The 14,885-nt window shown below is 38.0% G+C and carries 14 protein-coding genes; 6 read left to right on the plus strand and 8 right to left on the minus strand.

The features are described 5' to 3' along the window. Positions 1-38 precede the first annotated feature (38 nt). The gene (locus MM213_RS09385) at positions 39-1,343 is read right to left on the minus strand and encodes a pyridoxal phosphate-dependent aminotransferase (protein ID WP_241411661.1); all 1,305 of its coding nucleotides are present in this window, start codon (positions 1,341-1,343) and stop codon (positions 39-41) included. Between the two features lie 475 nt (positions 1,344-1,818). On the opposite strand from MM213_RS09385, the gene MM213_RS09390 reads away from it, so the two are divergent. From MM213_RS09390 to MM213_RS09400, 3 genes are all read left to right on the plus strand, one after another. Further along, the gene (locus tag MM213_RS09390; RefSeq protein WP_241411663.1) at positions 1,819-2,028 is read left to right on the plus strand and encodes a hypothetical protein; all 210 of its coding nucleotides are present in this window, start codon (positions 1,819-1,821) and stop codon (positions 2,026-2,028) included. After that, a complete protein-coding gene (locus tag MM213_RS09395) occupies positions 2,018-2,350 on the plus strand; it encodes a type II toxin-antitoxin system RelE/ParE family toxin (RefSeq protein ID WP_241411665.1) in 333 nt (110 codons plus the stop codon). The genes MM213_RS09390 and MM213_RS09395 overlap by 11 nt, the downstream gene beginning before the upstream one ends. Positions 2,351-2,543: 193 nt before the next feature. After that, positions 2,544-3,776, plus strand: coding sequence for a Bcr/CflA family multidrug efflux MFS transporter (locus MM213_RS09400; RefSeq protein ID WP_241411667.1), 1,233 nt, complete (start codon positions 2,544-2,546; stop codon positions 3,774-3,776). 202 nt (positions 3,777-3,978) lie between these two features. Here the strand turns inward: MM213_RS09400 and ettA are convergent, their stop codons facing one another. Next, positions 3,979-5,658, minus strand: a complete 1,680-nt coding sequence (gene ettA, locus MM213_RS09405) for an energy-dependent translational throttle protein EttA (protein WP_241411669.1) — start codon at positions 5,656-5,658, stop codon at positions 3,979-3,981. A gap of 132 nt (positions 5,659-5,790) precedes the next feature. Between ettA and MM213_RS09410 the strand changes: the two genes are divergently transcribed. Together MM213_RS09410 and MM213_RS09415 are read left to right on the plus strand one after the other, a co-directional pair. Beyond that, entirely contained in the window at positions 5,791-7,038 is a 1,248-nt protein-coding gene (locus tag MM213_RS09410; RefSeq protein WP_241411670.1) for a DUF349 domain-containing protein, read from the plus strand. A 78-nt stretch (positions 7,039-7,116) separates the two neighbouring features. After that, positions 7,117-7,338, plus strand: coding sequence for a DUF2795 domain-containing protein (locus MM213_RS09415; RefSeq protein WP_226390688.1), 222 nt, complete (start codon positions 7,117-7,119; stop codon positions 7,336-7,338). A gap of 31 nt (positions 7,339-7,369) precedes the next feature. On the opposite strand, the gene MM213_RS09420 is transcribed toward MM213_RS09415, so the two are convergent. The 5 genes from MM213_RS09420 to queA form a co-directional block, all read right to left on the minus strand. Next, positions 7,370-8,101 (minus strand): LytR/AlgR family response regulator transcription factor, encoded by a 732-nt coding sequence (locus tag MM213_RS09420; protein WP_241411671.1) that lies wholly within the window; start codon positions 8,099-8,101, stop codon positions 7,370-7,372. Next, complete coding sequence (locus tag MM213_RS20945; RefSeq protein WP_241411673.1) at positions 8,079-9,137, minus strand: sensor histidine kinase; 1,059 nt, start codon at positions 9,135-9,137, stop codon at positions 8,079-8,081. The genes MM213_RS09420 and MM213_RS20945 overlap by 23 nt, the downstream gene beginning before the upstream one ends. Before the next feature lie 14 nt (positions 9,138-9,151). After that, positions 9,152-9,943 carry a LiaF transmembrane domain-containing protein gene (locus MM213_RS09430; protein ID WP_241411675.1) on the minus strand — a complete coding sequence of 264 codons (792 nt, stop codon included), beginning with the start codon at positions 9,941-9,943 and terminating at the stop codon, positions 9,152-9,154. 238 nt (positions 9,944-10,181) lie between these two features. Beyond that, entirely contained in the window at positions 10,182-10,853 is a 672-nt protein-coding gene (locus MM213_RS09435; RefSeq protein ID WP_241411676.1) for a 2-C-methyl-D-erythritol 4-phosphate cytidylyltransferase, read from the minus strand. A gap of 87 nt (positions 10,854-10,940) precedes the next feature. Beyond that, positions 10,941-11,990 carry a tRNA preQ1(34) S-adenosylmethionine ribosyltransferase-isomerase QueA gene (queA, locus tag MM213_RS09440; protein WP_241276292.1) on the minus strand — a complete coding sequence of 350 codons (1,050 nt, stop codon included), beginning with the start codon at positions 11,988-11,990 and terminating at the stop codon, positions 10,941-10,943. 123 nt (positions 11,991-12,113) lie between these two features. Between queA and MM213_RS09445 the strand changes: the two genes are divergently transcribed. Then, a complete protein-coding gene (locus MM213_RS09445) occupies positions 12,114-13,361 on the plus strand; it encodes an ABC transporter permease (RefSeq protein ID WP_241411678.1) in 1,248 nt (415 codons plus the stop codon). 449 nt (positions 13,362-13,810) lie between these two features. Here MM213_RS09445 and recA read toward each other — a convergent pair whose 3' ends face one another. Continuing rightward, complete coding sequence (recA, locus tag MM213_RS09450; protein WP_241276294.1) at positions 13,811-14,842, minus strand: recombinase RecA; 1,032 nt, start codon at positions 14,840-14,842, stop codon at positions 13,811-13,813. Positions 14,843-14,885 lie beyond the last annotated feature (43 nt).

The raw sequence follows: 14,885 nt of genomic DNA on the forward strand, positions 1-14,885 counted from the left end.
CATTTTCAGTCTCAATGACATCATTATTTTTTCAACTTTTAAGACCCCAAATAAGCCCTAATAGCTTCACCTAATTTATTGAATGTGTCTCTAAAAGTATCTTCGTTCTCTTCAAGCAAAGTCACTCTAAACCCTCTCAAATCCGAACAAAATGAACTGATCGGCACAACACAAATCCCCGTTGATGCCAATAGAAAATAGACAAATCGCTTATCCAAAGGCATATTTTCTTCCCCAAGCCATGTTTCCAATAAGGTTTTTATTTCTGTGTTTTCCACCTCCAGCTTTTGCGAAGCATTCAAATAGCTTTCATCAAATACGATCGTATTGTAGAATGCACCTTTGGTCGGGTTGAACTTGATTCCGTCGATTCCAGAGAGAATATCCTCCATAATCTGACTTCTCTTGCCTATCTTCAAATTAGCTTCATGCCTATAGCTTTTGTATTCAGGATGACTCATTATTTTAGGAATGGACAATTGAGGTAGAATCGTAGAGCACACCTCTATCATCTTCGCATTCTCCAAAGTCAGCACAAACTTACTGAACTCCTTTGAAGCTTCACGGTTATAAAACTCCATCCAACCACATCGAGATCCCGGCCACGGGAATTCCTTGGAAATTCCTTTTAAGGAAATGGCAGGCAAATCTCCAATCACTTCCGAAAGCGCTACGGCATTGACTCCATTATAAGTGATATTTTGGTAGATTTCATCTGCAATCAGCAACAACTTGAATTCCCTTGCGATCTTCACAAATCCCTCCAGAACCTCTTTTGGATAAACCATGCCTGTGGGGTTATCCGGATTGATAATCAAGATGCCGACGATAGTTGGGTTGTACTTTACTTTATTGTAAAGGTCATCCATATCAGGCAACCATTGGTTATCTGGATCAAGCTTGTAGGTAATCGGAGCTGTATTTGCATGTGCCGCTTCCGCAGAGCTATGTGTACTATAAGCAGGTGATGGGCCAATTATCCTTGCTGTAGGAATCAAAAATTGATACAACTTGGCAATAGCATCCCCCAAACCATTGAAAAACAGAACATCATCAGCCGAAATCTGACTCCCACCTTTCTCATTGTTCAAATCTGCCAAGTATTTTCGAGTTTCCAGTACCCCCTTGGAATCAGCATAGCCATAAGATTTATCTTGACTAACCAAATCAGAGACAATCTCCTTCATCCAAGCTGGGACAATGTTGTTTTTTTGGATTGGATCACCGATATTTTCCCATGTAATAGTCTGCCCAAGCGACTCTATTAGTCTGGCTTTTTTGACTATCCCCCTGATTTCATAATTCAACTCTTCGGCTCCAGGCCTAAGCAACAAAGTTCTCATAATACTGGTTTTTGAAAATCGACAGCAAAGAAACAAAAATATGCTCTAAGACTAATTGATATTTCAAAAAAGTTGAAAGTGAGTAATAAAAAAGGAAATAGATAATGGCCTTTCCTAAAAAGCCCAAATAAATTAAACGAAGAATCAAAACCTGACACTAGACACTAATGTGTAAACCAAATTCAGGCAAGATCATGCGGATACTCGTCATCAGACAACAGTTCACAGTCAACAGAACCACAAATCGTTCATCCAATAATCTATTGCTTGGCTAAGTGCAAGAAAGTGGATACACATAATAAATTAATTGGATTTCTACATTAAAGGTGAATTAATGACCTATTCAATCAAAAAATATTTCGGTACTATAAAAATCCCGAGGATAGAATACGTTAGATATATTGAAGTTCTTTAGTTTATTTTGTAACTTCAATACATGCGTTATGCGTTAATCCATTTATATAATTTAAAAGAAATGAAAATTATTATTGAGATACCTGATAATGAAGCAACTTTTGGAATGAAAGTCTTAAAAAGCTTATCTTTTATAAAAAATGCAAAACCTATGTCAATAGCTGGAATCGAACTATGGAACGAACTCAAAGAAGCTACGGAACAGGTTCGTCAACATAAACAAGGAAAAGTCAAGTTAAAATCTGCTCAAGAACTTTTGGATGAATTATAGCATCATCCCAACATTTCGTTTTGAAAAAGAACTAAAGCGACTGGTTAAAAAATTCCCTTCGCTAAAAAGCGAATTTTCAGGACTCATTGAAGATATTTCTAAAAACCCAGAAATGGGAGCATATATTGGGAACAGTTGCTATAAAATCCGTTTAGCTATTGCTTCCAAGGGAAAAGGAAAAAGAGGAGGTGCTAGAATCATTTCTCACCTGTATATTTATACCGAAACGGTTTACCTTCTAACAATTTATGACAAGGGAGAAAAGGCTGACCTAAAACAAAATGAACTTAAAGAAATAATTGAAAGCCTAGAGTTAGGGTAAAGCCTCTACCTACATAGAAGAAAACACAGTTGAAATTCATTCAAAATCAAAAGCTCTATTTTTTCATACTCCCAACTAACCAAAAAAAAGTATCCCAAAAGAACTCAAATTTAAAAATGCCTGTTGTTTTTTTATGCCCAAAATATCCTCTCTGAAAGAGTTTTGATTTTTCAGATTCAGCAAAGGATAAACAATGAAGAAAAGAGAACATTTTGTAATTATATTGATTTTGGGGGCTTTGAGTACCATCAGCCCTTTTTCAATAGACATGTACTTGCCAGGATTCCCTGCAATGGCCAAAGACCTTGGTGTCAGTATTTCCAAGATCCAACTTTCCCTTACAAGTTACTTGGTGGGGATTGCCATTGGGCAGTTGTTTTACGGGCCCTTATTGGATAAGTATGGAAGAAAAAAACCATTGGTCCTGGGAATGCTGATTTATATCATCGCATCTATTCTTTGTGCATATGCAGCTTCTGTAGAAAACCTGATTATCATGAGATTTCTCCAAGCGATCGGGGGATGTGTCGGCATGGTAGCTGCACAGGCACTGGTAAGGGACATTTTCCCAATCAACAAGACTGCTCAGGTATTGGCATTACTTACCTTAGTGATCGCTGTATCGCCAATGATAGCACCTACTGTTGGTGGTTATATGACTGCACATTTTCATTGGCATTCTGTATTCTTGGTATTGGCAGCAATCACAGCTGTCATCTTACTAGCGGCAGTTTTTTACCTGCCCGAAGGTGCCGCTCCAGAGAAAAATCTATCCCTGAACCCGGTAAAGGTTTTTGTAAATTATAAATCGGTGCTAAAACAAAGGCAATTTCTCACCTATATGCTTGCAGGAGGAATTGCAGGAGCCGCCCCTTTTGCCTATATCGCTGGCTCTGCCAATGTATTCATGAATATCTACCAAGTCACTGAGCAAGAGTACGGTTTGATTTTTGGGTTTCTGGCATTCGCTATGATCGGCTCTACACAGCTCAACCACTATTTGCTGAAAAAATTCTCGAGTCGAGAGATTATCCAATTCTCATTGATTTATCAGACGCTAACTGGCCTGTTCCTAATCCTCGGTCTCTGGCTTAACATTTTCAATGTGCAAGGTTTGGTTATCACAATGTTTGTATTCCTCACAGCACATGGTCTTAACCAGCCTAATGCAGCAGCGCTATCACTGGCTCCATTTGCAAAAAGTGCAGGAAGTGCTTCTGCTTTATTGGGAAGCATGCGTATGGCAATGGGAGGGATAGTCTCTGCCACAGTCAGCTTCATCCACAATGGCACTGCCATGCCAATGGTCATCATGATGGCACTTTGTGCATTCGGTGGACTGATCACAGTACTTCTTGACAGAAAAATCCCAAATAAAAAACACTCTTCACCTTCAATAAAAAAAGAGATTGTACTTTCAACATAATTTCTGCTGAACAGGATCAATTTCTAAGCTACTTTTGACTTTGATAATTATTGTCATCGGACACTAATGGATTCTATGTTCGTCCGCTTAAGAAAACTTTGTTTTCTTAAGCGGAATTAGGATAAAAGTACTTTAACAAAAAAAACCACCAACAACAGGATCATTTCTGCTTTGGTGGTTTTTGTTTTTCCAGCTAATAATTCTACCTCAAAGGCTTATACTTAATCCTTTTGGGAGTCAGATCGCCAAGGCGTTTTTTCTTATTCTCTTCATAATCTGAGAAGTTGCCTTCAAACCAATACACCTGAGAATCTCCCTCAAATGCCAAGATATGGGTACAAATCCTATCCAAGAACCATCTATCGTGGGAAATGATCACTGCACATCCACCAAAATTCTCCAATGCCTCTTCCAAAGCTCTAAGCGTATTCACATCCAAGTCATTGGTAGGCTCATCGAGTAAAAGCAAGTTCCCTCCTTCTTTCAAGGTCATTGCCAAATGCACTCGGTTCCTTTCTCCTCCAGAGAGTACGCCAACTTTTTTCTCCTGATCTGAACCTGTGAAATTGAATTTCCCTACGTAAGCACGAGAATTCATTTCTTTATTGCCTAGCTTCATGATTTCATTTCCACCGGAAATAGATTCATAGACAGACTTATTTGGATCCAAACTATCATGCTCCTGATCCACATAAGCTAGCTTCACTGTCTCCCCTACTTCGAAGTTCCCTGCATCAGCTTTTTCTCTTCCAGTGATCAGTTTGAACAAAGTAGATTTACCAGCACCATTTGGTCCGATGATCCCGACAATTCCACCTTGAGGTAAATTGAATGACAAATCCTCAAAGAGCAATTTATCTCCAAATGCTTTTGACACGCTATTCACTTCTATGACTTTTGCTCCCAATCTTGGTCCAGGCGGAATATAAAGCTCCAACTTGGCTTCTCTTTCCTTGCCTTCTTCACTGACCAATTTATCGTATGCGCTTAGACGTGCTTTTCCTTTAGCCTGACGTGCTTTAGGAGTCATTCGTATCCATTCCAACTCTCTTTCAAGAGTTTTCTGTCTTTTGGATTCGGTTTTTTCTTCTTGCTTCAACCTGCTTTGCTTTTGGTCAAGCCAAGAAGAATAATTTCCTTTCCATGGAATCCCTTCTCCCCTATCCAACTCAAGAATCCATCCTGCAACATTGTCTAGGAAATACCTATCGTGGGTCACTGCGATTACAGTTCCTTTGTATTGCTTCAAATGCTGCTCAAGCCAAAGTACAGACTCTGCATCAAGGTGGTTGGTAGGTTCATCAAGCAAAAGCACATCCGGCTCTTGGAGCAAAAGTCTACAAAGTGCCACCCTTCTTTTTTCACCTCCAGATAAATTCCCCACTATCGCATCACTAGGAGGAAGCCTCAAGGCATCCATAGCTTTTTCCAACATTGTCTCCAACTCCCAAGCATTGGCAGCGTCAAGCTTTTGCTGTACATCTCCTTGCTTTTCGATCAGCTTATCCATGGCATCAGGATCTTCCATCAGGGCAGGATCCATGAATTGCTCATTGATTGCCTCGAATTCCTTCAGTAAAGCGACTGTTTCGGAAACGGCTTCTTCTACAATATCCTTTACAGTTTTGGCTGGATCTAACTGTGGCTCTTGCTCGAGCATTCCTACAGAGTAGCCTGGTGACCAAACTACCTCACCCAAAAACTCCTTATCGATTCCTGCAATAATCTTCAAAAGTGAACTTTTCCCTGATCCATTGAGACCCAAAACGCCAATTTTTGCCCCGTAAAAAAATGACAAATAGATATCTTTCAGAACTTTTTTCTGTGGAGGATAAACTTTCGACACCCCCGCCATTGAAAATATGATCTTTTCTCCGCTCATTGGTTTGTTTTTTTATTAATATAAATTAACTGAAAGACAAAGATGCAAAAAAAGGGCTTTCTTAGGATAAATGCGATTGAATTAATTAATTTGCAGAAAGTAACCAAAACTAATACAACCTATTAAATCAAAATGGAGCATCCATACGGATACATTAAGGACAATAAGGTATTTCTAAAGGGATTTTTGAACCAACCCGATCGTATCATCGGAGAAGTGAAAGAAGACGAGGCGTCAACCCTTAAGTACTTTGAAGATCGATTTGCTACTGTCAAAGAGAAAGTAGAGAATCTTAAAAAAGATATTGAAGAGAATCAAAACAAAGGCTCTTTCCTCATGAAGCTAATTCATTTGAGGGATTCCCTGATGCAATTTGATGCATTGGGAGATTTTGTACCATTGATAGAAGACCTCAATAAGCTGGAAACATACCTTGAAGAAATCATCAAGGTAAATCGTGAGCGCAATCTTGAAATCAAAAGAGGTCTGATTCTTGAAGCAGAGGCTATAAAAAACAGTACTGATTGGAAAGAAACCACAGAAGAGTTGAAAAACATCAAGCTTCGTTGGATCAAGACTGGACCTGTAGAAAAAGAATATGAAGATGAAATTGAAACTTCATTTAACACTGCAGTAGATACTTTCTTTGACAATAGAAAACTTTTTTTTGAAGGACTCGCTTTACAGGCAGAAGAGAATATAAAAATCTATGAGTCACTTGTAATCCAAGCGCAAGAAGCTTTTAACAATCCAGATGCTAAAAAAGCTTTTGAGATCAGCAAAAGAATCCAGAAAGAATGGAAAGCTTCGGGGAAAGTACCAGCAGAAAAAAGACAGCCACTTTGGGATGAGTTTTCAAAGCTAAATAATAGAATTTTCAGCAGATTCAAAAGAGAAATGCAATCTGGCCCAAGGTTGAGCCCTAGAGAGGTTTTGTCTAAAATGGAAGCGCTAGCGGAAGAAATGAAAAGACTGGCATATCTGGAAACCTCCCCCATGACAGTATCCCAAGGTAGAAAGCTCCAAAATGAATGGAAACCGCTTAGCCAAACCAGACCAAGGGATGCTAATTTGATTTCTAGAAATTTTATATTTTATTCAGAAATTGTATTTGAAAAATCATTTCTAAATAAATTGGCTCTTTCCAAATATTCGGATTTTAGAGATAAATCACAAGAAGAACAGAACAAAATCAAAATCTCCATAATTAGAGATTTGATCAGTAGGGATGAAAGTGAACTAAAGACAGTTAAAGAGAATTCAGCAAACTTCAAAAGTACTGAGCCTGATTTTGAAATAATGCTTAGAAGAAAAATAAGCGCTTTTAGACGAAAAATAGACGTAAAAAATTTCATATTAAAGGAACTTTCAAACAAATAATGAGTTTAAGATTGATAATTTAAAACAATTTCTATTTTTGCACTCCGTTAAGGCGGTAAACATTAAAACATTGACACTATGTACTGGACATTAGAACTTGCATCATATCTAGAAGATGCTCCTTGGCCTGCGACCAAAGACGAATTGATTGACTATGGAATCAGATCAGGTGCCCCTCTTGAAGTTGTAGAAAACCTACAAGAATTAGAGGATGACGGTGAGCCTTACGAGAATATCGAAGAGATTTGGCCGGATTATCCTACCAAAGATGATTTCTTCTTCAACGAGGACGAATATTAAAATAAGAGCCCTTGTGGCTCTTATTCTTTTTTTATACACCCAATACCTTTTTGAGTTTGGGATATCCTGACTTGCTTACTGGAATGGATTCTCCTGATCTCAGTTTTACGATATAGCTATCTTTTTCGTAAGATTCAATTTTGGTGATTTCTGTGATTTTTACAATATAAGATCTGTGGACTCTCACAAATAACTTTGCGTCCAAATCATTTTCAAAAAACTTCATGGTCTTGTTTTTCAAAAACTTGCCATCGACTGTATGGATGTTTACATAATCATCATTGGCTTCAAGGTATATGATCTCAGTGTATGGGATAATCTTGATATCATTTCTATCCTTCAAAACGATTCGCTCTGATGGCCCTTTCAGCTCCAGTTTTGAAACATCTTGTCCAACTCCAACCACCCGCTCCCCGGTTTTGAGGTATTTCTCCATCGCCTTTTCAAACCTATCTTTTGAAAAAGGTTTTAACAGATAATCTATCGCATGTGTATCAAATGCTTTCATAGCATATTCATCATAAGCTGTAGTAAAAATCACAGCCGGCGGATTCTCCAACAATTCAAGCATCTCAAAACCAGTGATTTTAGGCATTTGAACATCTAAGAAGATCAGGTCTGGATCATATTCCTTGATAGCCTTCAACCCAGCAAAACCATCATGACAGACTGCCAAAACTTGAATTTGCTCAAACTCGGACAAATACTCCAGGACAATTTCTGTTGCCAATGGCTCATCATCAATGATAATTGTTTTGATCATAATTTTGAGGGATTTTTAATTCTACTTTAAATACTTCTGCGTGATTTTGAGTTTGGAATAAATCATTTCTTCCAAACAATAGAAACAACCTTCTTCGAATGGCTTGCTGACCAAAGCTTTCTCCAGATGCCTGACCTGCCGAAGGGTCAAAAGGATTAGTAATCTTGATAAAAAGATACTCTTCGTGGCATTCAAAGCTCACCTTGATCAACACAGCACCCAAGACTCCATATAGCCCATGCTTGACTGCATTTTCTAAAAGTGGCTGCACTAGCAACTGAGGCAGCAGAAGTGATTTGCAATTCTCATCAAACTGAAAATCAACCTCCAGCCTATGACCAAATCGCACTTTTTCTATTCCGACAAATAGTTGTAAATACTCAATTTCTTCAATTACAGAAATCCATTTTTGATTTTCTTTTCTAATTGTTTTCCTTAAAAACTCCGAAAGTTGCAAGACCATCTCTCGTGCTTCATCTGGCTTTCTCTTTACTAGGGAGCTGATAGAATTTAGACTATTGAACAAAAAATGGGGCTGAAGCTGCTGTCTTAACTGATACAATTCTGCCTCTTTAACCAACTTATCAATCTGTTCTGCTCTTTCCAACATTTTGATTTGCGTTTCAAGTCTAGAGTGAAAAAGCAACAACAAAGCATAACCCAAAACCATCAAAAAAATCACAAATAACTTAACAATTTGAATTTCTTTTACAAAGTCCAAATATGATTGCTGATGAATCAAAACAAGCTCAATTGAATACTTGCCAACATAAAATATTATGACAGAAACAACCAATGGGAATGATAAAAAAATCAAGAATTGCCTATCCTGCGGAGTGTAGTATCGAAAGATATTTTCCAAGAAAAAATATCCCAAAATCAATAGAAATGTATGGAATCCCACATCCAAAGCTGCCATTCCTAAACCAGGCTCAAAAGTATGAACCAGATAAGCCACTCCCATTACCCAAGCAAGGGTAATAAGAATGGCCTTTAGCCAATTGGCTTTATTGAATTTTAAAGTTGCGCTAATCACCTTTACAATTTGGATCAGAAAGATTTAATCTCCAAACCTCCCAAGATGACAGAGCCATATATTTTTAAAATTTTCTTGGGGTCAGGTGTCACTTGAGGATAAAGTCTTTTGTCTTCGACCCCTGCCAATACATTGGAAACATTCACCTGTACATTCCAATGTGGAGGGACAATTAATTTGACACCTCCCATGGCGACTTCAATGTTGAGCATCGCTGGCTCTACCATATCCGCTTGGGATAGGTCAATTTCAGCACCTCCCAAAATCGCGGATATTTTACCCCCTTTGAAATTTTTTGATAAAATCCTTTTTTGGTCTCCTGACAGAAATGCTTGGGAAGTAATCACCTCTGGCTGATCAAAAGTGCTTTGTGAATAGCTTTTCGTCGAATCCGAATTCTCCTCTCCTACCACTTCTGCATCTTCAGCCTTATAGCCAAAAGGAGGGGTTTGGAAAGATTGATTGAAGTTAGGAGATTTTATGCTTTTTTGATTTAAAATAAAATACAATCCAACAGCGATCAACCCACCTGCCACTAAGTATCCTTCAAATCCATATGGAAGATCAACATATTTTTTCAACATAAAGAATGAACCAAAGAGCAAAAAGAAAAATCCTGCACCACTTTTAAATTGCTGATTGATCAAAAGTACCAAACCAACTGCAATAAAAATCATTGGCCAGCTGAATACCCAGATTGGAAGAAAAATACCTATTTTCTTCAATAAGATTATTGATCCTACTACGATTAATATAATTCCAAGAGTGTAGTTATTACTTTGATTGGAGAACTTTTGATTTGCCATGATTTCTATGTGTTTGATTAATTACTATACCCAAATCTCTCACAAATCATAAAATTATCTAATGTTAAATAGGTCAATCAAAGCAAAAATTCGGTGAACGATAGGATTTTATCGGTAAAAAAAGAGATATGAGACATAAGACATTAGATTCAAGATCCTTATAAATAGTGCCCACTAATTACTTATTGTGACACTTGTCTCTACGAATGGAATGACACGATCAGAAACCTCACCCAAATTATTTGCTCAGCAAATACTCAGCATATTTCATATCCTCGGGAGTGGTGATTTTGATGTTTTCAAGGTTCCCTGCAATCAAAGTCACTTGCCAACCTTGATGCTCATAGACAGTCGCATCATCAGTAAAAGTATGAAGTTCTGATACATCAAATGCTTTCATGATTTTTTTCAGTTGAAAAGTCTGAGGAGTTTGTACTAATCTGAAATATTGTCTTTCCTGATAGACAGATTTGCCATCGTCAGTTAATTTCCTGATTGAATCTTTCAAAGCAACAACGGCTACCGCACTCCCTCTTTTGGCAGCTTCTTCATAGCTATTGAGAATCACATCCACCTCAACAAAAGGTCTGACGCCATCATGGATTGCGACTAACCCATCTTCTTCCTTGATTGAAACCAAACCGTTTTTGACTGACTGAAATCGACTATTCCCTCCTCCTACAAGCCTATGATCAATCTGAAAATCATGTTTTTGGCAAAGTTGTTCCCAAAGCAAAAAGTCATTTTTTGGAATAACGAGAATCAATTCTGAGTCTGGATCAGCTAAAAAGAACCGCTCTAATGTATGCATCAGTATCGGCTTGCCACCAATCTCTAAATATTGTTTGGGCATGGGTGCTCCCATCCTTGTCCCACTACCTCCAGCTACAATGATTGCAAACTTTTTCATTGGTTGATTTCTTAGACATATTTACGAATGCCCAAAGGTGGGGAATAAATAAAAATAAAAAAAGGCTCACAAGGAGCCTTTCTGTTATTATAAGATTAACATTGCATCTCCATAAGAGAAGAAGCGATATTTTTCTTTAATGGCTTCTTTATAAGCCTTCATGATCAAATCATATCCTCCAAATGCCGAAGCAGTCATTAACAATGTAGATTCTGGTAAATGGAAATTTGTAATCAACGCATTTGCTATCTTGAAATCGTAAGGAGGGATAATAAACTTATCAGTCCATCCACTGCTCACTTTCAGCCTGTTGTTAGCAGTCACTGATGACTCAATAGTCTTCAATGTGGTCGTTCCAACAGCTACTACCTTTCTTTTATTATCCAATGAATCATTTACCAAGTCAACTGTTTTCTGAGGAATATCATAATTCTCGGAATCCATTTTATGTTTGGTCAAATCTTCAACATCCACTTGACGGAATGTTCCAAGACCTACGTGTAGGGTAATCGGAGATACCTCAACACCCTTAAGTTCCAATCTTCTCAACAAATGAGGAGTAAAATGCAAACCTGCGGTTGGAGCAGCTACAGCACCTACATGCTCAGCAAATATCGTCTGATACCTTTCTCTATCTTCTGGCTCTACTTTTCTGTCAATAAACTCTTTCAAAATCGGAGTTTCCCCCAAGGTATCGATAGTCTTATAGAATTCTTCGTCAGTACCATCAAAAAGGAATCTGATAGTCCTACCTCTTGAAGTAGTATTATCGATAACCTCAGCTACCAAGTCACTATCTCCAAAATAAAGCTTATTGCCTACACGGATCTTTCTTGCTGGGTCTACCAACACATCCCATAGGCGTAATTCTTGATTCAATTCCCTCAAGAGGAAAACTTCAATTTTGGCTCCTGTCTTTTCTTTATTTCCATACAACCTCGCTGGAAACACTTTCGTGTTATTCATCACGAATACATCGCCCTCTCCAAAATATTCTGTGATGTCTTTGAACAATCTGTGTTCTATTTCACCTGTCTTTCTGTGGACGACCATAAGACGAGATTCGTCTCTATTGTCTGCTGGATATAATGAAATGAGCTTTTTTGGAACTTCAAATTTAAAATCGGATAACTTCATATGGAATGAATGTAGTATGCTTTAGGTTAATTTTACGATACTTTGTAAAAAGTGCAAAGATAATAAGAAAAATCACGAAATCTACCTATATTGTCAAATAGTTTTAACCTGCAAGTAAAAACAGTGAAAGTAATCAAACTAATTTGGGAAAGCTTGAGATTCGCTTCCCAGGCACTTAGCTCCAATCTCACTCGTACAATTTTATCCCTCCTTGGCGTCACAGTAGGGATTTTTTCTATCATTGCTGTTTTCACTTTGGTGGACTCTCTGGAGAAAAACATTAAGTCAAGCCTAAGCTTCTTGGGAAACAATGTGATGTCTATTGACAAATTCAGTTTTTCTGGAGGCGGTGAGGATTATCCATGGTGGAAATACTTTAGAAGACCTAATAACTCTTTCATTGAATATACTTTTCTTAGAGACAATTTGAGAAATGCGGATGCTACAACAATTTTTGCCGATGCAAATACGACAGTTCAATTCGGAAGCAATAGTTTCAGTGGAACAAACTTAAAAGGTGTAGTTTCAACCTACAAAGATGTATATGATGTGCCTCTTGGTTCTGGTAGGTTTTTTACTGAACTGGAAATTTCAGGTGCTAGAAACGTGGCAATTATCGGTGCAAAAATAGCAAATACACTTTTTCCAAATCAAGAACCTCTTGGTAAAGAAATGAAGATCCGAGGGCAAAAATTCTTTGTAATTGGGATTTTTGAAGAAGAAGGAGAAGGTTTGTTTGACATACCCTCCAAGGATGAAGCTTGCATGATACCTTATGGTGCATTTTCTAAAATTTATAATGTTGGAAGGTATGGCATGGGACCAAGTATTGCAATGAAAGGCAAAGATGATGACACCGGTTTGATTGCACTAGAAAATGAAGTAACTGGCCTACTGAGGGCACGAAGGGGATTGAAACCTACGGAAGAAGATGACTTTTCACTTAATAAATCTGAATTTATCATGAATACCATTGGCTCCATTTTCGATGTGATAAGTGGTGCCGGTTGGGTTATCGGAGGATTTTCCATTCTAGTAGGCGGATTTGGAATTGCAAACATCATGTTTGTATCTGTCAAAGAAAGAACTAATATTATAGGAATTCAAAAATCCTTGGGTGCGAAAAATTATTTCATTCTATACCAATTCCTTTTCGAAGCTATGTTCTTGAGTTTGATTGGGGGAGTTACTGGTATTATCTTAGTTTATCTAATCACATTTATCCCACTTGGATCTTTGGTTTTGACACTTTCATTCAAAAACATCATCCTTGGGCTTGGTGTTTCTTCGGTTATTGGTATTGTATCTGGCATAGTACCTGCCGTTTTGGCAGCGAGACTAGACCCTGTAGAGGCCATCAGATCTACTTAATAGAAATCTACATTTACTTTATTCAACAAAAAAAGCAGAAGGAAGTCAATTGACTCTCTTCTGCTTTTTTGTTTCTATCGTATCCTGAATTTACTTGTTGCTATTTTTTATACTTACGCCCTCGATTTAGAAGCAAGTCATTTCGACCAGAGACGCCTGTTCCATGGAATTACAAGGAGAAATCTCGTACTAAATTTCACAATCCAACTTCAATTTTCACTTTCCTGGTTTTAAAAACGGGACGAGACCTCCCCGCAATTCTGCGGGACAAACTTCTCCCGAATGCTTTCGGAATCAAAGTGAAGTAGTCGTAAAAACGAACTTGTCTTTCGCTTCTCGCTTCTAGTCTCTCGCTTCTCTTTCTCAAACCTAGCCTCTTACTTCTTTTGTCTAATACCTTCGAGGTTCAAAAAAACCTCAAAGGTATTACTGGCCTAATTTTCTCAACCCTATTCTTCAGTTACTTCGATTTTCAAAGCTTCGCCATTGAGACCTGCTTTGTCTTTGATCTTTTTCTCAAGCTCTTCCATCAGTTCAGGATTGTCCAAAAGCAATGATTTTACCGAATCTCTTCCTTGACCAAGTTTGTTGCCATCATAAGAGAACCAAGAACCTGCCTTTTTGATGATTTCGAATTCCACTCCCAAATCGATGATTTCTCCGACTTTGGAAATCCCTTGACCATACATGATATCGAATTCCACTACTTTGAAAGGTGGCGCCACTTTATTTTTGACAACCTTAACCTTGGTTCTGTTTCCAAGAATATTGTCTGCACTTTCCTTGATCTGACCAATTCTCCTGATATCCAATCGCACAGACGCATAAAACTTCAGCGCATTTCCACCTGTAGTAGTCTCTGGGCTACCAAACATCACTCCTATCTTATCTCTCAGTTGATTGATAAATACACAAGCACAACCTGTCTTGTTGATCGCCCCGGTAAGTTTTCTAAGTGCTTGGGACATCAATCTTGCTTGAAGCCCCATTTTACTGTCACCCATATCACCTTCAAGTTCGCCCTTTGGGACCAAAGCTGCTACTGAGTCAATAACAATGATATCTATCGCCCCTGATCGGATCAAATGCTCAGCTATTTCCAGTGCTTGCTCGCCATTATCAGGCTGAGAGATCAGTAAATTTTCGGTATCAATACCCAATTTTTCTGCATAAGCTTTATCAAAAGCATGTTCAGCATCAATAAATGCAGCCAAACCACCAGCTTTTTGTGCTTCAGCAATGCAGTGCATCGTCAAAGTCGTTTTACCAGAAGATTCTGGACCATATATTTCTGTAACTCTACCTCTTGGTATCCCACCTATTCCCAATGCCATGTCAAGACCTAATGAACCAGTGGAGATCGCAGGAATATCCTGCACTTTATTGTCACTAAGTTTCATGACGGTACCTTTACCATAGGTCTTTTCCAACTTGTCAATAGTCAGTTGAAGGGCTTTGAGTTTTTCTGTATTTGCGCTCATATTTTTATATTAACTATTTCCTAATTTGATTTTGTGAAATTAA

The sequence above is a fragment of the Belliella alkalica genome, from assembly GCF_022549785.1.
Lineage (GTDB): Bacteria > Bacteroidota > Bacteroidia > Cytophagales > Cyclobacteriaceae > Belliella > Belliella alkalica.

Coding starts and splice junctions, on each gene's coding strand:
- MM213_RS09385 (WP_241411661.1), bottom strand. CDS start 1,343: ATGAGAACTTTGTTGCTTAGGCCTGGAGCCGAAGAGTTGAATTATGAA.
- MM213_RS09430 (WP_241411675.1), bottom strand. CDS start 9,943: ATGGCAAATCAAAAGTTCTCCAATCAAAGTAATAACTACACTCTTGGA.
- MM213_RS09415 (WP_226390688.1), top strand. CDS start 7,117: ATGTACTGGACATTAGAACTTGCATCATATCTAGAAGATGCTCCTTGG.
- MM213_RS09410 (WP_241411670.1), top strand. CDS start 5,791: ATGGAGCATCCATACGGATACATTAAGGACAATAAGGTATTTCTAAAG.
- ettA (WP_241411669.1), bottom strand. CDS start 5,658: ATGAGCGGAGAAAAGATCATATTTTCAATGGCGGGGGTGTCGAAAGTT.
- MM213_RS09400 (WP_241411667.1), top strand. CDS start 2,544: ATGAAGAAAAGAGAACATTTTGTAATTATATTGATTTTGGGGGCTTTG.
- MM213_RS09390 (WP_241411663.1), top strand. CDS start 1,819: ATGAAAATTATTATTGAGATACCTGATAATGAAGCAACTTTTGGAATG.
- MM213_RS09435 (WP_241411676.1), bottom strand. CDS start 10,853: ATGAAAAAGTTTGCAATCATTGTAGCTGGAGGTAGTGGGACAAGGATG.
- queA (WP_241276292.1), bottom strand. CDS start 11,990: ATGAAGTTATCCGATTTTAAATTTGAAGTTCCAAAAAAGCTCATTTCA.
- MM213_RS09420 (WP_241411671.1), bottom strand. CDS start 8,101: ATGATCAAAACAATTATCATTGATGATGAGCCATTGGCAACAGAAATT.
- recA (WP_241276294.1), bottom strand. CDS start 14,842: ATGAGCGCAAATACAGAAAAACTCAAAGCCCTTCAACTGACTATTGAC.
- MM213_RS09395 (WP_241411665.1), top strand. CDS start 2,018: ATGAATTATAGCATCATCCCAACATTTCGTTTTGAAAAAGAACTAAAG.